The 17,108-nt window shown below is 64.9% G+C and carries 19 protein-coding genes; 12 read left to right on the forward strand and 7 right to left on the reverse strand.

Annotation, left to right across the window (positions count from 1 at the left end):
• Window positions 1–36 precede the first annotated feature (36 nt).
• Complete coding sequence (locus tag WDO72_09240; GenBank protein ID MEJ0085855.1) at window positions 37–672, reverse strand: SRPBCC family protein; 636 nt, start codon at window positions 670–672, stop codon at window positions 37–39.
• 107 nt (window positions 673–779) lie between these two features.
• On the opposite strand from WDO72_09240, the gene WDO72_09245 reads away from it, so the two are divergent.
• Window positions 780–1,118 (forward strand): DUF2845 domain-containing protein, encoded by a 339-nt coding sequence (locus tag WDO72_09245; GenBank protein MEJ0085856.1) that lies wholly within the window; start codon window positions 780–782, stop codon window positions 1,116–1,118.
• Window positions 1,119–1,211: 93 nt separating this feature from the next.
• Here the strand turns inward: WDO72_09245 and WDO72_09250 are convergent, their stop codons facing one another.
• Window positions 1,212–2,996, reverse strand: a complete 1,785-nt coding sequence (locus WDO72_09250) for a DUF885 domain-containing protein (protein MEJ0085857.1) — start codon at window positions 2,994–2,996, stop codon at window positions 1,212–1,214.
• 176 nt (window positions 2,997–3,172) lie between these two features.
• Here WDO72_09250 and WDO72_09255 point away from each other — a divergent pair, with 176 nt between their 5' ends.
• The 3 genes from WDO72_09255 to WDO72_09265 all read left to right on the forward strand — a co-directional run bounded on the left by WDO72_09255 (window position 3,173) and on the right by WDO72_09265 (window position 6,712).
• Window positions 3,173–4,471: an acetyl-CoA C-acetyltransferase gene (locus tag WDO72_09255; GenBank protein MEJ0085858.1), complete on the forward strand. Its 1,299-nt coding sequence runs from the start codon at window positions 3,173–3,175 to the stop codon at window positions 4,469–4,471.
• A gap of 127 nt (window positions 4,472–4,598) precedes the next feature.
• Window positions 4,599–5,726 carry a homogentisate 1,2-dioxygenase gene (locus WDO72_09260; protein ID MEJ0085859.1) on the forward strand — a complete coding sequence of 376 codons (1,128 nt, stop codon included), beginning with the start codon at window positions 4,599–4,601 and terminating at the stop codon, window positions 5,724–5,726.
• The gene (locus WDO72_09265) at window positions 5,723–6,712 is read left to right on the forward strand and encodes a fumarylacetoacetate hydrolase family protein (GenBank protein MEJ0085860.1); all 990 of its coding nucleotides are present in this window, start codon (window positions 5,723–5,725) and stop codon (window positions 6,710–6,712) included. The genes WDO72_09260 and WDO72_09265 overlap by 4 nt, the downstream gene beginning before the upstream one ends.
• Before the next feature lie 7 nt (window positions 6,713–6,719).
• On the opposite strand, the gene WDO72_09270 is transcribed toward WDO72_09265, so the two are convergent.
• The 3 genes from WDO72_09270 to WDO72_09280 are packed head-to-tail and all read right to left on the reverse strand — an operon-like array spanning window position 6,720 to window position 7,637.
• Window positions 6,720–7,202: an aminoacyl-tRNA deacylase gene (locus WDO72_09270; protein ID MEJ0085861.1), complete on the reverse strand. Its 483-nt coding sequence runs from the start codon at window positions 7,200–7,202 to the stop codon at window positions 6,720–6,722.
• A gap of 3 nt (window positions 7,203–7,205) precedes the next feature.
• On the reverse strand, window positions 7,206–7,430 hold the full coding sequence (locus WDO72_09275; GenBank protein MEJ0085862.1) for a hypothetical protein: 225 nt from the start codon (window positions 7,428–7,430) through the stop codon (window positions 7,206–7,208).
• Between the two features lie 3 nt (window positions 7,431–7,433).
• Window positions 7,434–7,637 carry a hypothetical protein gene (locus tag WDO72_09280; GenBank protein MEJ0085863.1) on the reverse strand — a complete coding sequence of 68 codons (204 nt, stop codon included), beginning with the start codon at window positions 7,635–7,637 and terminating at the stop codon, window positions 7,434–7,436.
• A gap of 96 nt (window positions 7,638–7,733) precedes the next feature.
• Here WDO72_09280 and WDO72_09285 point away from each other — a divergent pair, with 96 nt between their 5' ends.
• The 5 genes from WDO72_09285 to WDO72_09305 all read left to right on the forward strand — a co-directional run bounded on the left by WDO72_09285 (window position 7,734) and on the right by WDO72_09305 (window position 13,999).
• Window positions 7,734–8,405, forward strand: coding sequence for a dienelactone hydrolase family protein (locus tag WDO72_09285; protein ID MEJ0085864.1), 672 nt, complete (start codon window positions 7,734–7,736; stop codon window positions 8,403–8,405).
• Window positions 8,402–9,856 carry an NAD-dependent succinate-semialdehyde dehydrogenase gene (locus WDO72_09290; protein MEJ0085865.1) on the forward strand — a complete coding sequence of 485 codons (1,455 nt, stop codon included), beginning with the start codon at window positions 8,402–8,404 and terminating at the stop codon, window positions 9,854–9,856. The genes WDO72_09285 and WDO72_09290 overlap by 4 nt, the downstream gene beginning before the upstream one ends.
• A 12-nt stretch (window positions 9,857–9,868) precedes the next feature.
• Window positions 9,869–11,086: a multidrug effflux MFS transporter gene (locus WDO72_09295; protein MEJ0085866.1), complete on the forward strand. Its 1,218-nt coding sequence runs from the start codon at window positions 9,869–9,871 to the stop codon at window positions 11,084–11,086.
• 12 nt (window positions 11,087–11,098) lie between these two features.
• The gene (locus WDO72_09300) at window positions 11,099–11,818 is read left to right on the forward strand and encodes a hypothetical protein (protein MEJ0085867.1); all 720 of its coding nucleotides are present in this window, start codon (window positions 11,099–11,101) and stop codon (window positions 11,816–11,818) included.
• Between the two features lie 123 nt (window positions 11,819–11,941).
• The gene (locus tag WDO72_09305) at window positions 11,942–13,999 is read left to right on the forward strand and encodes a S46 family peptidase (GenBank protein MEJ0085868.1); all 2,058 of its coding nucleotides are present in this window, start codon (window positions 11,942–11,944) and stop codon (window positions 13,997–13,999) included.
• 90 nt (window positions 14,000–14,089) lie between these two features.
• Here the strand turns inward: WDO72_09305 and WDO72_09310 are convergent, their stop codons facing one another.
• The gene (locus WDO72_09310) at window positions 14,090–14,719 is read right to left on the reverse strand and encodes a YceI family protein (protein MEJ0085869.1); all 630 of its coding nucleotides are present in this window, start codon (window positions 14,717–14,719) and stop codon (window positions 14,090–14,092) included.
• Between the two features lie 150 nt (window positions 14,720–14,869).
• Here WDO72_09310 and WDO72_09315 point away from each other — a divergent pair, with 150 nt between their 5' ends.
• From WDO72_09315 to WDO72_09325, 3 genes are read left to right on the forward strand one after another with little or no spacing between them, the layout of a single operon-like run.
• A complete protein-coding gene (locus WDO72_09315; protein MEJ0085870.1) occupies window positions 14,870–15,421 on the forward strand; it encodes a cytochrome b in 552 nt (183 codons plus the stop codon).
• A gap of 4 nt (window positions 15,422–15,425) precedes the next feature.
• On the forward strand, window positions 15,426–16,031 hold the full coding sequence (locus WDO72_09320) for a YceI family protein (GenBank protein MEJ0085871.1): 606 nt from the start codon (window positions 15,426–15,428) through the stop codon (window positions 16,029–16,031).
• 24 nt (window positions 16,032–16,055) lie between these two features.
• Entirely contained in the window at window positions 16,056–16,574 is a 519-nt protein-coding gene (locus WDO72_09325) for a hypothetical protein (GenBank protein MEJ0085872.1), read from the forward strand.
• Between the two features lie 22 nt (window positions 16,575–16,596).
• Here the strand turns inward: WDO72_09325 and WDO72_09330 are convergent, their stop codons facing one another.
• Window positions 16,597–17,067, reverse strand: a complete 471-nt coding sequence (locus tag WDO72_09330) for a cupin domain-containing protein (protein ID MEJ0085873.1) — start codon at window positions 17,065–17,067, stop codon at window positions 16,597–16,599.
• Window positions 17,068–17,108 lie beyond the last annotated feature (41 nt).

Below are 17,108 nucleotides of genomic sequence, written 5' to 3' on the forward strand. Positions count from 1 at the left end.
GCATCTTGCCGGTACCCGGTGAGGTTGCGCAATCGGTCAATGGGGAGAGGCGCTCTCGCGGGTATTCCGGACCTGTTCGGCCTCACAACGTTTGCGCAGGTCGGTCAGCATCTGGGGCATTTCGCGTTTGAAGGTCGAGCGTGCCAGCCAGTTCGGAATGAAGGCGGGTGGATCGATGTAGGCGCGATAACGCAGCAGGGTGCGCTGCCCGGTCTCATCCGGCTCGAACTGCCAGACACCTTCGTTGGCCTTGAAGTCGCCGTGGACCTGACGGAATTCGATGCTGCGGTCGGGGACGAGGTCGGCGCGAAAGACATATTTCACGCGCGGGGAGTACCAGCCGAAATCGACCTCGTGCTCGATGAGCATCCAGCTGCCATCCGCCGCCTGCTCGCGCAGCCGGCAGACACGCAGGTGCGGCACGTACTGCAGGGCGTCCGCACATCGCGTCATCATCCCGAACACCACGGCAGGCGCGGCATCGATCATGACGGCCGCGCGCACCGTGCCCTTGCGTTGCCCGGAATCGAGATTAGCGCGAATGACTATTTGCCGGGCTGCGAGACGCTGCGTTTCAGCGGCGGTCAGCTCGAAATCGGCGCCCCAGGCGCTCGCAGCGGTGGCGAGTGCCAGAACCAGGCCTGCCGCAGTCCATCGCTTCGCCGTACCCATGAAGAGTGAGTGCCGCCTGCCGCCGGAAAAGTTCGTTATGTCGCGGCCATCGTAGCAGCGGACGTTCGTTCATTGTCCGTTAAGCGAAATGGGCATATTTTCGTGGCATGAAACGCGCCGCGCTGCTCATCGTCCTTGGGTTCCTGGCCACTTCCCCGGCGTTCGCGTTCCGTTGCGGCACGAAGATCGTGAGCGAGGGCGACACGCGCGGTGAGGTCGCCGCGAAATGCGGCGAGCCCGACGACGTGATCACGCAACGCAGCGTATTCCGCCGGCCGGTGATCTGGACGCAGGGGCGGCCGTACTACATCGGCGAAGATTTCATCGAGATTCCCGTCGAGGCCTGGGTGTACAACCTCGGGCCTAACAAGCTCATGCAACGCGTGCGCTTCGAGGGCGGCGTCGTGGTCGAGATCGAGTCGCTCGGCTACGGCTACAACAAGTAGCGGTGCCGGGAAGGGGGTTCGGGGGTTCGCGGCTGTTTGCATTCGCCTTGCGCTTGCGCCCGGCGAACCCCCGAACCCCCTTCCCGGCACCCCTCATTTGACCGCGCGCGGTTTGCCTTTCGAGGCGATCCAGCGGTCGATCTTCGCGGTCAGCACATCCATCGGCACGGCGCCGTCGCGCAGCACCTGGCTGTGGAATTCGCGCACGTCGAAATCGGCGCCTAACTGCTGCGCGGCGCGCGCGCGCAACGCACTGATGTGGAGCTGGCCCAACTTGTATCCGAGCGCCTGGCCGGGCCACACGATGTAGCGCTCGACTTCGGCGGTGACGTCGCTTTCGGTGAGCGTGGAATTCTCGAGCATGTAGTCGATGGCCTGCTGGCGGGTCCAGCCCTTCGCGTGCAGCCCGGTGTCGACCACCAACCGCATCGCGCGCAGCATTTCATCCGACAACCGGCCGTACCATTGATAGGGATCCGTGAACACGCCGAGCTCCTTGCCGAGGGATTCGGCATACAGCGCCCAGCCTTCCGAATACGACACGTAGCCATTGAAGCGGCGGAAACGCGGCAGGCCGGTCAACTCCTGCTGGATGGAGATCTGGAAATGATGGCCGGGCGAGGCTTCGTGCAACGACAGGGTCTCGATGCCGAAACGCGGCTGTGCCTTCAGGTTGAACGTGTTGATGTAGAAAATACCGGGCCGCTTGCCGTCGGCCGAGGGCGCCTGGTACGAGCCGCCGGCGGCGGATGCGGCGCGAAACGCCTCGACCGGCCGGATCTGGTAGTCCGCCTGCGGAAAATCCGCGAACAGCTTCGGCAGCAGCCCGTCGACGCGGCGCTTGACTTCCTGATAGGCGCCTAACAACTCCGCTTCGCTGCCGAAGTAGAACTGCGGATCTTCCTCGAGGTACTTGAAGAATGCGGCCAGATCGCCGTTGAAACCCACCTGCTCCTTCACCGCGAGCATCTCGCCGCGGATACGGGCCACTTCGGCGAGCCCGAGCGCGTGGATCTGCTCGGGCGGCATGTCCATGGTGGTCGCGCGGCGGATGCGCCAGCGATACCAGTTCGCGCCGTCGGGCAGGTCGGACCAGCCCACCGTCGCGCGCGCCGCGGGTAGATAGTCACGTTCGATGAAATCGGCGAGCCGCGCGTAGGCGGGCAGGATTTCGGCCGCGAGGGCGCGCCGGTATTCCGCGACGATGCGGCCGCGATCCCGCGCGCCGATCGCCGCGGGCAGGTCCGCGAGCGGCCGCCAGAAGACGCTGTCTTCGACTTTCGCAGTGACGATCTCGCGCAGCTGCGGCACCACCTTGGCCATCGCCGGACGCGGCAATGTGATGCCGCGCGAAATGCCATTGCGCATCATGGCGATGGCACCATCCACCCAGCGCGGAAACTGCCGCAGGCGCGTGAGGAAGCGGTCGTAGTCGCGCGCGTCCTTGAAAGGCTGCGGCCCGCTGCCGGAGCCGTACACCGCAAGATCGATGGGCAGCGAGCTCATCTGGTTGAGCGGCAGCAGCTCTTCAGGGTATTTCTGGCCTTCGAGCGCGAGCTCGCGTTCGCCGGTGAAGATTTCCCAGGTGATGCGCGCGCCGGGCGAAAGTTTTGCCGCGTCGATGAGCCGCGCGCGATCGAGATAGGCGCGATCGTTCGCGAGCAGCCGCTCGCGAAAACCCGCGGTAGTGGTTTCGTCGAGACGGTCGTCGAAGCGCGGATCGCCGATCGAAGTGGCATCCATCGGCGACAGCTCGAGCGAACGATCGAAGTATTCCTCGACCAGCGCGTTCAGCGCGGCATCGGGTGAGACGGATCGCGGCGCGCTGGCGCAGGCGCCGAGCTGCGCCGCTGCTAACAAGACGAGGTACTTGCGCATGGTGGCCGATGGTAGCAGGCCGGTATCGCTTGACTGCTCATCGAATCCCGGCAATCGCGCTGGAATGCGCCGGGTACTCGACGAAGCGCAAGGCCATGACGATGAGGCGCCGCGGTTCTTCGCGGCGCGCCCGCCGCGTGGCATCCTAGCCGCCGCCTTTCCGCGGGAGTCGCACCATGCTGGTCGGATCAAACGTTCGCCGTGTCGCCGTCGTCGGCGGCATGCGCATCCCCTTCGCGCGCGGCCATGGCGCCTATTCGCGCGTCGGCAACCAGGACATGTACACCGCGGTGCTGCAGGCGCTGGTGGCGAAGTTCCGCATCGCAGGCGAACGCCTGGGCGACGTCACGGGCGGGGCGGTGCTCAAGCACTCCAAGGACTTCAACCTGGTGCGCGAGTGTGTGTTGTCGTCGGGGCTCGATCCCGCCACGCCAGGGCTCGACATGCAGCGCGCCTGCGGTACAGGCCTCGATGCCACGATCTCGGTGGCGATGAAGATCGCGCTCGGACAGATGGACTCCGGCATCGCCGGCGGCTTCGATACGGTCAGCGATCCACCCGTCGTCTATTCGCGCGAATACCAGCAACTGCTGCTGCGCGCATTTCGCGGGCGCAGCGCGTGGCAGAAGATCAAGCCGTTCTTCGGTCTGCGGCCGCGGCACTTCAAACCGGTGATGCCGGGCGTGCTGGAACCGCGCACCGGGCTTTCGATGGGCGAACACTGCGAGCAGATGGCGAAGACCTGGAAGATCTCGCGCGCCGACCAGGATGCGCTCGCGAATCTCTCGCACGTCAACGCCGGCGCCGCCTGGGCGCGCGGCTTTTTCAGCGACCTGGTGGTGAGCGAGTACCAGGGCCTGAAGATCGACAACAATGTGCGCGCGGACAGCACGCTCGAGAAGTTAGCCACGCTCAAGCCGGTGTTCGACCGGCGCAGCGGCCAGGGCACGCTGACCGCGGGCAATTCCACGCCGCTCACCGACGGCGCCTCGGCGGTGTTGCTCGCCAGCGAAGATTGGGCGCGCGCGCGCAACCTGCCGGTGCTCGCGTACTTCAGCTACAGCAAGCAGTGGGCGGTGGACTACGTGACCGGCAAGGAGGGGCTGCTGATGGCGCCCGCTTACGCCGTGCCCTCGATGCTCAAGGACGCCGGTCTCACGCTGCAGGATTTCGATTTCTACGAGATCCACGAGGCCTTCGCGGCGCAGGTGTTGTGCACGCTCAAGGCGTGGGAATCGCCCGAATACTGCAAGGAACGCCTCGGGCTCGACCGGCCGCTTGGCAGCATCGACCGTTCGAAACTCAACGTGAACGGCTCGAGCGTGGCGATCGGCCATCCGTTCGCGGCCACCGGCACGCGTATCGTCGCCTCGCTGGCCAAACAGTTGGCGGAGTCCCCGACCGCCAGACGCGGCCTGATTTCCCTGTGCACCGCCGGCGGCATGGGCGTAGTCGCGATCCTCGAGAAGGCCTAAGTCGGTGCCGGGTGAGACTTGCGGGAATTCTTTCGAATTCCCGCAAGTCTCACCCGGCACCGACTTAGGCCCTTCCAATTGGTTTCAGATGAAACTAAATTGACCGCCCGCACGCGCGAGGTGGTTCATGAAGCGCTACGTCCAGTTCCCCAAGGTTGAAGGCCAGGCCTCCCGGCAGGCGCATGCCGACTTGCCGGCGGGCACGTACGAGCGCGAGATCAGCAAGGAAGGGTTCTTCGGCCCGGCCGCGCACCTATATCACCGCCATCCTCCGACCGGCTGGACGAATTTCGAAGGGCCGCTGCGGCCCCACGCCTTCGACTGCACGAAACTCACAGGCGACGCGCCCTCGCCATGGTCCGCGCCGGAGCTGCTGCACAACGCCTCCATCCGCCTGCGCTTCTGGCGTTGCGAGCGGAACATGCCGGCGCTCGCTCGAAACGCCGACGGCGATGAGCTGCTGTTCGTACATTCCGGTCGCGGCGAATTCTTCTGCGACTACGGCCATCTTTCCTTCGAAGCCGGCGACTATCTGCTGATTCCACGCGGCACGATGTGGCGCGTCGAATGCGCCGAGCCACTGCGCGCGCTGCTGATCGAAGCCACCAACAACTCGTTCCGCCTGCCTGACAAGGGGCTGGTCGGCCCGCACGCCATCTTCGATGCCGCCATGCTCGACACGCCGCGTATCGACGAGCTCTTCAAGGACAGCCAGGGCGAAACGGAATGGCGCGTGCAGGTGAAGCGCCGCAACGCCATCTCCACCGTCACCTATCCATTCAATCCGCTCGATGCGGTGGGCTGGCATGGCGACCTGTGCGTCGCGCGCATCAACGTGCGCGATCTGCGGCCGCTCATGAGCCATCGTTATCACCTGCCACCCTCGGCGCACACCACCTTCGTCGCCGATCGATTCGTCGTCTGCACGTTCGTGCCGCGGCCCTTCGAATCGGATCCGGGCGCCATGAAAGTGCCGTTCTTCCACAACAACGACGACTACGACGAAGTCATTTTCTACCACGCGGGCAATTTCTTCAGCCGCGACAACATCCACCCCGGAATGATCACGATGCATCCGGGCGGCTTCACGCACGGCCCGCATCCAAAGGCGCTGAAGAACGTGTTCAACCAGGCCAAGCCGGCGACCGACGAATACGCCGTGATGATCGACACGCGCGACGCACTCGAGATCGCTCCCGCCGCGGCGCAGATCGAATGGCCTGCCTACGTCGACAGCTGGAAGTCCGCCACGTGAAACTCGCCAGCCTGAGGCACGGCGGCCGCGACGGCCGCCTGGTGGTAGTTAGCCGCGATCTCACGCGCTGCCTGCCGGTGCCGGGCATCGCGCCGACGCTGCAGGCGGCGCTCGACGACTGGCAGGCGCTGGCGCCGCGGCTCGCGGCCCGCGCCGCGGTGCTCGAATCGCAGCCCGGCAACGCCGACGTCATGCCGTTCGACCCGGCGCAATGCGCGGCCCCGCTGCCGCGCGCCTATCACTGGGTCGACGGCAGTGCGTACGTCAATCACGTGGAGCTGGTGCGCAAGGCGCGTGGCGCGGAGATGCCGGCCACCTTCTGGACCGACCCGCTGGTCTACCAGGGCGGTTCCGACGACTTGTTAGGCGCGCGCGACGACGTGCCGTTCGGCGACGCCGCCTGGGGCATCGACCTCGAAGCCGAGATCGCTGTCATCACCGACGACGTGCCCATGGGAACGGACGCCCGCGCCGCCGCGAGCCACATCAAGCTGCTCGCGCTGGTGAACGACTGGTCGTTGCGCAACCTGATCCCCGGTGAACTTGCCAAGGGCTTCGGCTTCTACCAGTCCAAACCCGCGACAGCGTTTTCCCCGGTAGCGGTGACACCCGATGAACTCGGCGACGCGTGGAAAGACAGCAAGGTCCACCTGCCGCTAGTGAGCCGCATCAACGGCCGGGATTTCGGCCATCCCAACGCTGGCGTCGACATGACCTTCAGCTTCGCGCAGCTGATCGCGCACGTGACGAAAACGCGCCGGCTCGTGACGGGCAGCATCGTGGGCTCGGGTACGGTCTCGAACTACGACCGCAGCCTGGGCGCAAGCTGTCTCGCGGAGAAACGCATGCTGGAACAGCTCGAACATGGCGCGCCGCGCACGCCGTTCCTGCAGTTCGGCGATCGCGTGTCCATCGAAATGACCGGCGCCGACAACCAAAACATCTTCGGCACACTCGACAATCGCGTGGTGAAAGCAGTTTCCTGACACTGATTCAGGCGATCGCGACGTCGACCAGCTCCGGCTTCAACACCCTCAGCAGATCCTGCGCCGACATCCCGACCAGGAAGCCGCGCGCGCCTCCGTTGATGTAGATACGCGGCAGATCGCCGATCGATCTCTCGCAGTAGATGGGCATGGCGCGTTTGAGTCCGAACGGCGAGGTGCCACCGACCTGGTAGCCGGAGTGCCGGTCCGCCACCTCGGGAGCGCACGGCGCCACGCTCTTGTGCTTGAGTTGCCGCGCGAGATTCTTCGCCGACACCTCGCGATCGCCGTGCATGAGGATGCACAGCGGCTTCCTCGCGTCGTCTTCGAAGATCAGCGTCTTCACGACCACGTGTTCGTCGACGCCGAGATGCAGCGCCGACGCAGCCGTGCCACCGCGCGCCTCCCACACATACAGGTGCGGCGTGAATTCCACCTTGTGCTGCCGCAACACGCGGATCGCCATCGTGACGGGGTAGTCAGTCGCCATGCATCATTCAGCGCAGACCGGACTGCCACGATCGAAGACGATCCGCCATTCGCCACCGGCCTCGCGGCGCCAGATGGACGTGAAGGTGGCGATGCGTTTGCCCTCTGGGCTCAACACCGGACCGCTGCTGAGCGCGAGTGTGCCGCCCTCCTGCACTTCGACGATCTCCGGGGTCCACGAGAAAGGCGCTGTCGGCGCATCGAAGTATTTCTGCCAGCGCGTAAGCACCTGCTACGGCCCGCGCAGCGTCGTGTCGGCGAGCCAGATGACGTCGGGCGCGATCATGCGCGTGAAGGCCTTCACGTCGCGGTCCGCCAGTGTCTTCGCGAACGCAATCTCCGTGGCGCGCACCTGCCCGGTGAGCTCGGCAAGATTTTCGCCGGCATCCGCGCGCGCAACCGCCAGCAACAACAGGACAATCGATAGCGTTTTCATGGGCGCCTCCTTACGCCACGAATAATACCTTTGGGGTAGAAGTCGTCCCCACGGCTCGCCGTACAATGCGCACCTCTCATCAATGGAGCCGCCCTAATGGGTGAATTCACGACCCTCATGGCCCGCGACGGTCATGAATTCAACGCCTGGCTCGCGGCGCCTCCGGGTGCGGCGCGCGGCGCAGTCGTGATCGCCCAGGAGATCTTCGGCGTGAACCGCCACATCCGCGGTGTGGCCGACAGCTACGCCGCTGCGGGCTTCGTCACCATCGCGCCTTGTTTGTACGACCGCGTCCGCCGCGGCATCGACCTCGGTTATTCCGAGAAGGAAGTCCAGGAGGGCCGCGGTTATCGCCTGCAGATCCCGAAGGAAAAAACCCTGCTCGACATGGCGGCCTCGATCAATGTCGTCAAACACGCGGGAAGAGTCGCCGTCGTGGGGTATTGCTGGGGCGGCACTCTCGCCTACCTCGCGGCCTGCGAGCTGCCGGTCGCCTGCGCGGTGTCGTATTACGGCGGCCAGATCAAGGATCACCTGGCGAAATCGCCGCGCCGCCCGGTCCTCTACCATTTCGGCGAGAAAGACCCATATATCCCGGCCTCCGACATAGAGAAGATCCGCGCCGCGGACCCTACGGGCGAATTCCATCTCTATCCGGCCGACCACGGTTTCAACTGCGAGGAACGCGGCAGCTACGACGCCGCGAGCGCCAGGCTGGCGCTCGAGCGCACCCACGCGTTCCTGACCGCGCAAATGGAGAAAAAGTGATCCAGCTCAAAGACCCGACCTTGTGGAAGGAACGCGGCTTCATCGCCGGTGAGTGGGCGCCGGCCGCTTCCGGACTAACTACCGAGATCCGCAATCCCGCCGACGGCGTATCGCTCGGCACGGTGCCCAACATGGGAGCCGTGGAAGCGCGCCGTGCGATCGACGCCGCGCACGCCGCCATGCCCGCCTGGGCGAAGAAAACTGCCGCCGAGCGCGCGCGCCTGATGCGCACCTGGTTCGACCTCATGATGGCCAACGTCGACGATCTCGCCGTCATCATGACCGCCGAGCAGGGCAAGCCGCTGGCGGAATCGAAAGGCGAGATCGCCTATGCGGCATCGTTCATCGAGTGGTTCGCCGAGGAAGGCAAACGGATCTACGGCGACCTCATTCCCGGCCACCAGCCCGACAAACGCATCATGGTGCTGCGCCAGCCCATCGGCGTCGTCACCGCGATCACGCCATGGAATTTCCCGGCCGCGATGATCACGCGCAAGGCCGCCCCGGCGCTCGCGGCCGGCTGCCCCATCGTCATCAAGCCGGCGCCACAGACCCCCTTCTCCGCACTCGCGATGGCCGAGCTCGCGCGGCGCGCCGGCATTCCGGCCGGCGTGTTCAACGTCGTCACCGGCGACGCCATCGCGATCGGCGGCGAGTTCACCGGCAACGACAAGGTCCGCAAGTTGTCGTTCACGGGTTCCACCGCGGTGGGCAAACTACTCATGGCGCAGTGCGCGGCCACGGTCAAGAAGGTCGCGCTCGAGCTCGGCGGCAATGCGCCGTTCCTCGTGCTCGAGGATGCCGATCTCGACGCCGCGGTCACCGGCGCCATCCAGAGCAAGTACCGCAACACGGGCCAGACCTGCGTGTGCGCCAACCGCTTCATCGTGCATTCGAAGGTCTACGACCCGTTCACGCAGAAACTCATCGCGGCCGTGCAGAAGCTGCGCGTGGGGGATGGCCTGAAGGGCGAAACCGACCAGGGGCCGCTGATCGACGCCAAGGCACTCGCCAAGGTCGAAGCGCACATCGCGGATGCGAAGGCCAAGGGCGCGACGGTCGCGACCGGCGGCCATCGCCATGCACTCGGCGGCACGTTCTACGAGCCGACCGTGCTCACCAACGTCAACAGCAAGATGATCCTGGCGAAAGAAGAAACCTTCGGCCCGGTCGCCCCGCTGTTCCGCGTCGATTCCGACGAAGAAGCCATCCGCCTCGCCAACGACACCGAGTTCGGTCTCGCGGCCTACGTCTATACGCGAGATCTCGCTCGCTCCTGGCGGGTCACCGAAGCGCTCGAATATGGCATCGTGGGCCTCAATACGGGCCTCATCTCCACGGAAGTCGCGCCCTTCGGCGGCATCAAGGAGAGCGGCGCCGGACGTGAGGGCTCCAAGTACGGAATTCTGGAATTCACCGAACTCAAGTACGTCTGCGTCGGCGGCATCTGACCGGGCGCACGCGTGAGCGTGCGCGCACGCCATCTCATTCCGCTGCTGGGGGCCTGCAGCGCCATCGGGTCGGTGGGCAACTACCTGTTCCTGCCGGCGCTGCCGCAGATCGGTGAGTTCTACGGCGTCGACGCCGGCGCCACGCAGCTCACCTTCACTACCTATCTAGTGGCGTTCGCGGTGGGCGTGCTCGTGTCGGGGCCGCTCGCGGATCGTTTCGGCCGGCGCCCGATACTCATCGGCGGCGTCGCGTTGTCCGGTGTCGCCGCCCTGCTGTGTTACATCGCGCCGACCATGGGCTGGTTCGTGCTGGCGCGCATCGCGCAGGGTGCGGCCGGAGGCGCCGGCATCACGGTGTCGCGCGCCAGCGTCGGCGACCTGTTCCACGAACGCGAGCTCGCGCGCATGTACGCCATCCTCACCATGGCGCTGGTGCTCGGCACGTCGCTCGCGCCGTATGCGGGCGGATTGATCGCGCGTTACTCGGGCTGGCGATCCGGTTTCCTGATGCTCGCGGCCGCCGCCGTCGCAATTTCCGCCGCCTGCTTCGCATGGCTGCCCGAGACACGCGCCGCCAACGCGAATTCGCACAGCTTCGCCGTGTTGTGGCGCGAATCGCGCGCCGTCATCGCGCGGCCCGCGTTCGCCGGGTATGTGCTCGAGGCTGCGCTCATCTACGCATTGTTCTTCGTGTTCGTCTCCATGGCACCACACGTCATGGTGACGGTGCAGCACATGCCCGCCGACCGCTTCGGCCTCTACTACCTGTTCCTCGCCGTGGGATTCTTCTTCGGCAACCTGCTGGTGTCGCGCGCGGGCGCACAGGCGCGGGTCGCCGTGCAGATGAACGCCGGCCTCGCGCTGCAATTCATCGGCGCGCTCGTGGCGCTGGCACTGGTCCTGCTGGGCTTCACGCATCCGCTGTACGTGTTCGCGCCGATGATGGTGTTCTCTTTCGGCCAGGGCCTCACGTTGCCGCACGTCATCGCACACGGCATCCGTCTCGCGCCGAACTACACCGGCGTCGCGTCGAGCGTCTTCGGTTTCTCGCAGCTGGCGCTGTCGGCACTGGCCGTACAGGCCATGGGATATGTGCCGGCCACGAGCTGGTTGCCGGCGCTGTGGTTTTGCGCGATCGGCGCGGCGCTGACCGGTGTCGGTGTCGTCGGACTCAAGGCGCTGGAAAATTTCGCGAATCCGCGCATAGGCAAGGCCGGACCGCCCGCGTAGACTTGCGCGCCAGTGCTAGGAAAGTTCCACGAAATCAGCATCGAGACGCCGGACATCGCGGAGTCGGTGGCCTTCTACGAACGGCTCGGCTTCACTCATTGCGGCACCACCGACACCTGGCAGCATCCGTACGGCGTGCTGACCGACGGCAAACTTTTTCTCGGACTGCACCAGTTCAAATTTCCGTCGCCCATTCTTACGTACGTGCACGCGAACGTGGCAACGCACGCACACATCATCGAGAAACACGGCATCGAGCTCGCGTGGAAACGCGTCGGGGAAGACGCCTTCAACGAACTGGGCTTCTTCGACCCGTCCGGCCAGGCCGTACGCGTGCAGGAAGCGCCGACGCATTTTGCCGGCGAGCGTGAACGCGGCGAGAGCTCGCTGTGCGGCGACTTCGCCGAGATCAGCATGCCCGCCGGCGAATTCCAGCCGATGCGCGAATTCTGGGAGCCGCTCGGTTTCGTGGCGCTCGATGAAAGTGAAACGCCGTACCTGCGCATGTCGATGACCAGCGATCACGTCGATCTGGCCGTACACCGCCCGCGCATGCTCGACGTGCCGATGCTGGTGTTCGCCGCGGCCGACATGGGGGAGCGCATCGAACGCCTGCGCGCGCTCGGCTGCGAATTGTCCGAGGATCTGCCGCGTGGCCTCGACCCGCGCCACAACGCGCTGCTCGAAGCGCCCGAAGGCACCCATCTTCTGCTGATCAACGCCGTCGACTAGTCACCGTGCGCGCGCCGAGGCGAGAGGCTCACGCGGCATTCCGCCCATGCGCGTGCGGCCGAAAGTGAGGATAATCCGCCTCACAGTCCGCACCAGCGGCACGTATTTCACGGAGTTTCCCCAATGATTCGATCTGTCTACGCGGCCGTCGCCGCATTGATGGTTTTGTTTTGCTCATCGGTAAAGGCCGATGAGGGCATGTGGACTTTTCATGGCTTTCCGTTGGCGAAGGCGAACGCCGCGCTCAAGACGAATATCGACCAGGCCTGGCTCGATCGCGTGCGCACCGCGACCGTTCGCCTGTCGAACTGCACCGCTTCGTTCATTTCCGGCGAAGGGCTGATCCTCACCAATCATCACTGCGTCGAGGCCTGCCTCGCGGATCTGTCTTCGAAGGAAAAAAGCCTGGTGGAAGACGGCTTCCTGGCGAAGACCCACGAAGAAGAAAAGAAATGCCAGACGCAGATCGCGGATGTACTCACCGCCACCGACGACATCACCGCCACGGTGAATGCGGCCACGGCCGGGAAACCGGAGGCGGCGGCGAACGACATCCGCAAGGCCACGCTGACACGCCTCGAAAGCGAATGCGAAGCGACGACGAAGCTCAAGTGCCAGGCCGTCACGTTGTACGACGGCGGCCAGTACTGGCTGTACAAGTACCGGCGCTACACCGACCTGCGCATCGTGTTCGCGCCCGAGGCGGCGATCGCCTCGTTCGGCGGCGATCCGGACAACTTCCAGTTCCCGCGCTGGAACATCGACATGGGTGTATTGCGCGCTTACCAGGACGGCAAGCCGGCCGTCACGCCTGACTACATGAAGATCAACTTCGCCGGTCCCGCGGCCGGCGAAGCGGTGTTCGTGTCGGGCCATCCCGGGTCGACCGACCGCCTGCTCACCGTCGCGCAGCTCAAGGAGCAGCGCGCCGTCGACATCCCGCAGTGGTTGTTGCGCAATTCGGAGTATCGCGGCCGGCTCATCCAGTTCTCGGCACAGAACCCGACCAACGAGCGCATCGCCGCCGACCTGCTCAACAGCGTCGAGAATTCCATCAAGGTGCGCCGCAAGCAGCTCGACGCGCTCAACGAGGACGCGTTGTTCGCGGCGAAGACCGCCGAGCAGCAGGCGCTGCAGAAGAAGATCGCCGCCAGCCCGGCGCTCAGGAAGGAAATCGGCGATCCGTGGAAGGAAATCGAAGCCGCGCTGGCCGTGGAGCGGGGGATGACGCAGCCGCTGACGTACGTCGAGTCCGGTGCGGGGTTCCCCGGCCGTCTCGCCACCTTCGCGCGCTCGCTGGTGCGCGGCGCCGCCGAACGCGACAAGCCCAATGGCGAACGGCTGCGCGAGTACACCGATGGCGAACTGCCGCGCATCGAGCAGCAGCTCGGTGCCGCCGTGCCTATCTACCCGGAAATCGAGATCCTGCGCCTGAGCATGGGTCTGGAGCGTATGCGGGAATGGCTGGGGCCGGATCATGAAGTGGTGCACCAGTTGTTGTCGAAGGAATCTCCCGCTGGCCTCGCCAAACGGCTCGTGGGTGAAACGAAGCTCGCCGACCCGGCCGTGCGCCTCGCGCTGTGGAAAGGCGGCTCGAAGGCGATCGCCGAATCGACCGATCCGTTCATCGTGATGGCGCGCACCATCGAGCCCGGCCGCCGCGCCATTCGCAAAACCTACGATGACAGCGTCGAGGCGCCGATCCGTTCCGCCACGGAGCGCCTGGCCAAGGCCCGGTTCGCCGCGCTCGGGACCAGCGTGTATCCGGATGCGACGTTCACGCTGCGCCTGAACTGGGGCACCGTTCAGGGCTGGACCGAAAACGGCAAGCCGGTCCCGCCGTTCACCCGCCTGGCGCGCGCCTTCGAGCGTGCGACCGGCGCGGATCCGTTCCGCATTCCGGACAGCTGGCTGCGCGTCAAGGACAAGCTCGACATGAACACGCCGTTCGACCTTTCCACCAACAACGACATCGTCGGCGGAAATTCGGGCAGCGCGTTGATCAACGCGAAGGGCGAAATCGTGGGGCTGCTGTTCGACGGCAACATCCATTCGATCTCGGGCTCGTACTGGTTCGACACCGCGAAGAACCGCGCCATCGCCGTGCATCCGGCGATCATCAAGGAGGCGTTGTCGAAGGTCTACGACGCCGACGCCCTGCTGGCGGAGCTCGGTCGTTAGTTAGGTCTCGAGAGGCACGGAAGTCGGTGTCAGGTGGGACTTGCGAAAACAAGTCCCACCTGACACCGACTTCCGGTCCTCCACCCTGCGCTACTCCCGCGCGTGCACATCGAACCGCACGCGCATCTCATCCACGACCAGCAGCGCACCCAGCGCCGCGCTGAAGGGTTTCAATCCGAGGTCCGATTGCTTGAGCGGAAACTCGCCGCTCGCGGATATGGCTCCAACCTGGCGATTCACCTGCATCGGCACGCGCACGTGATGGACCTGGTCCTTGAGCGTGATCTCGACGTCCACGTCGAAGGTCTCGCCGGTGGCCAACACTGATGTGGCACGCAGCCGCACGGCCGGATATCTTGCGGCGTCGAGCAAAGCCTCCGACAACATGTTGCTGCGCGTGCCGTCGCGCGCGCTCTGCGGAACACCTGGCGGAAAATCCGCGCCCGCCATCTCGCGCATCGCCGGCTCGTCGATGGTCAGTTCGGCGACGGGAAACGCAATTTCGAAACGGGTCTGCGTCAGATCGCCGGTGAGATAGACGCTGCCCGCGAGATGATGCGACGCGATCACGTGGTTATGCCCCAGCCGGGCCAGTGTGCCACCGCGATACACCAGGATCTGCAGCAGCGATTCTTCCGCGATCACTTTGTATTCGTGCGCGCCCGCGGGAATCGCCGTGGATTGCTGGCCCGGTGGCGCGGGCGGCGGTGTTTCGACCACCGGTGGCGTTGTCTGACATGCGCACAGTGCCAATACCATGACAGTTGTAACAAGCCGGGAACCGGATCCCGCGGAAAACCTGCTCATGGCATGTGCCTCTCTCTTCCGTGGCTTTGACCCGAACCCTGCGCACCGGCTAGCTTACCCGGCATGACTTTTCGCAACACGACACGATCCTGGGGAGCGCTCTCGAAGGCGCTGCATTGGCTCATCGTGCTGCTGATCATCAATCAATGGATCATCGCGGAACGCGCGGAAGCGCTGACCGGGTTCGCGAAATTCAAGGCGCTGGGTTATCACAAGTCCTTCGGCATGACGATCCTGATGCTGGCGATCATCCGGTTGGTGTGGCGCTGGCTGAATCCAGTTCCCGATCTGAGCGCGGAAACGAAACCGTGGGAGCGAGTACTCGCGAAACTCTCCCACGTCCTGCTCTACGCACTGATCTTCGCGATGCCGATCACCGGCTGGCTGATGTCCTCGGCGAAGACCTACACCGTCAGCTGGTTCAACCTGTTCGCGTTCCCGAACCTGGTCGGCAAGAGCGAGTACATGTTCGACCTCATGAACCGTGTCCACCACCTGCTGTTCGCATTGCTGGTCGGCGTCGCGGCGCTGCACATCGCTGGAGCACTCAAGCATCATTTCATCGACCGGAACGACGTATTGAAGCGCATGTTGCCCTTCGGCGGCGTCAAGTGACACCATGACTAACTATGTCGCCGTCTCGGCCCTGGCTACCGCCATCGTCGTCAACGCCGCCTCTGCAGCGGAGCCCCCGGCGCCGGCCAGACCCGCGGTTGCGGCCGGAATCGCCCACTACGTACAGGCGCCCGCCGGCAGTACCCTGAACTTCTCCTTCCAGCAAGCCGGTGCCGAGGACCATGGCGAGTTCAGGCAATTCACGACCGTCCTCGACTATGACGAGAAGAATCTCGCCGCGAGCTCGCTCAAGGTCACGGTGCAGACCGGGTCGTTCGAGACGCAGGACAAGGACCGCAACGACACACTCGCCAGCGCCGACCTGCTCGACCCGAAGAAATTTCCAACCGCGCAGTTCGTTGCGTCCACGTTTGCCCAGGGTGCCAAAGGCGTCGAGGCCGTCGGCAAACTCACGCTGCATGGCGTGACGAAGGATCTGCGTGTGCCGTTGACGATCAAGACCACGGCGACCGGCGCGGAGATTTCGGGTGAAATCACGCTCAAGCGCCTCGATTACGGCATCGGCCAGGGCGACTGGAAATCCACCGAGTGGGTGGGCGACGAAGTGAAGCTGCAATACAAGGTTGCGCTGATCAGGGCCGCCAGGTAACCAGTCATGGCCGGCACTGGTTCCATGAGACGCGTATGGGTCGCGATCTCGCTCGCCGTCGCGCTGCTGTCGTCCTACCCCGCGTGGGTGAACATCACCAGCTGGTGGCTGCCGGGCATTGCTTTCACGTTCTTTCTCATCTTCGCGTTCGAACCCTGGCTGCTCACCTGGGAGCTGCGCAAACGCGGTGAAGACCTGCAGATCACCGATGAGGGCGTACTGCGGCGGCTGGCGCGCGGCGACAGCGAATTCGTCCGCTGGGCCGAATTGCGCGAGGTCTCCATCGTGATGACCCAGGGCGTGAACCTTTCCGAGGAATATTTTTTCGTGCTCGCGGGTGCCGGCAACGCCGGGGTACTCATCGGCCAGGAGCTGGCGACCCGGCACGACCTGCTCTCGCACCTGAGCAAACTACCCGGATTCGATCATCGCAACATCGCGAACGCCCTGGCGTCGCAGGTCAACCAGCGCTTCACGTTGTGGCGAGCGGCACCGCTCGAAGGCGAAGCGCGCGTGATCTCGCAGCTGCCCACGCTGCAATAACGGCAGCCCGGAATCCGCGCCTTCAGAACTTGCTGCCGTCCCGGCGGGTAAACACGCCGCCCCGATACACGAGATCGATGTCCGGGTATTCCGCCTCGTCGGCCGGATCGCGATTGCTCACCTCGAGATACACCGCGGGCGCGCCGCTGCGATTGATGAGCTGATGCCCATCCGCCTTGCCGGGCGGAAATCCGCAACACATCCCAGCCGTGAGCACCTGCTCGCCCGCATCGGTACGCAACACCACCTCCCCGCTCAGCACGAAGACGAATTCCTCCTCGTGTGAATGCCAGTGGCGCATCGACGATTCCTTGCCGGGCGGCAAGGTCGTGTGATTGATACCGATCTTCATGAGCCCGAGCGCATTGCCGAGCGCGCGTTTCTCGCGCGGCACGACACGCGAACGATACGGCTCGGGATAACCGGATCCGGTGCGGGGCACGAGCGTCATCGGGTCGAGCGCCGGTGTTTTCAGATTCGTTGGCGCATTCATTTGAATTGACCCTCGCGCGAACGCAGGTAGTGTAGCGGCAT

Source organism: Pseudomonadota bacterium (genome assembly GCA_037200975.1).
Taxonomy (GTDB): Bacteria; Pseudomonadota; Gammaproteobacteria; order Steroidobacterales; family Steroidobacteraceae; genus CADEED01.

Coding starts and splice junctions, on each gene's coding strand:
- WDO72_09280 (MEJ0085863.1), bottom strand. CDS start 7,637: ATGAAAACGCTATCGATTGTCCTGTTGTTGCTGGCGGTTGCGCGCGCG.
- WDO72_09325 (MEJ0085872.1), top strand. CDS start 16,056: ATGAGACGCGTATGGGTCGCGATCTCGCTCGCCGTCGCGCTGCTGTCG.
- WDO72_09285 (MEJ0085864.1), top strand. CDS start 7,734: ATGGGTGAATTCACGACCCTCATGGCCCGCGACGGTCATGAATTCAAC.
- WDO72_09255 (MEJ0085858.1), top strand. CDS start 3,173: ATGCTGGTCGGATCAAACGTTCGCCGTGTCGCCGTCGTCGGCGGCATG.
- WDO72_09315 (MEJ0085870.1), top strand. CDS start 14,870: ATGACTTTTCGCAACACGACACGATCCTGGGGAGCGCTCTCGAAGGCG.
- WDO72_09330 (MEJ0085873.1), bottom strand. CDS start 17,067: ATGAATGCGCCAACGAATCTGAAAACACCGGCGCTCGACCCGATGACG.
- WDO72_09305 (MEJ0085868.1), top strand. CDS start 11,942: ATGATTCGATCTGTCTACGCGGCCGTCGCCGCATTGATGGTTTTGTTT.
- WDO72_09260 (MEJ0085859.1), top strand. CDS start 4,599: ATGAAGCGCTACGTCCAGTTCCCCAAGGTTGAAGGCCAGGCCTCCCGG.
- WDO72_09320 (MEJ0085871.1), top strand. CDS start 15,426: ATGACTAACTATGTCGCCGTCTCGGCCCTGGCTACCGCCATCGTCGTC.
- WDO72_09245 (MEJ0085856.1), top strand. CDS start 780: ATGAAACGCGCCGCGCTGCTCATCGTCCTTGGGTTCCTGGCCACTTCC.
- WDO72_09250 (MEJ0085857.1), bottom strand. CDS start 2,996: ATGCGCAAGTACCTCGTCTTGTTAGCAGCGGCGCAGCTCGGCGCCTGC.
- WDO72_09270 (MEJ0085861.1), bottom strand. CDS start 7,202: ATGGCGACTGACTACCCCGTCACGATGGCGATCCGCGTGTTGCGGCAG.
- WDO72_09240 (MEJ0085855.1), bottom strand. CDS start 672: ATGGGTACGGCGAAGCGATGGACTGCGGCAGGCCTGGTTCTGGCACTC.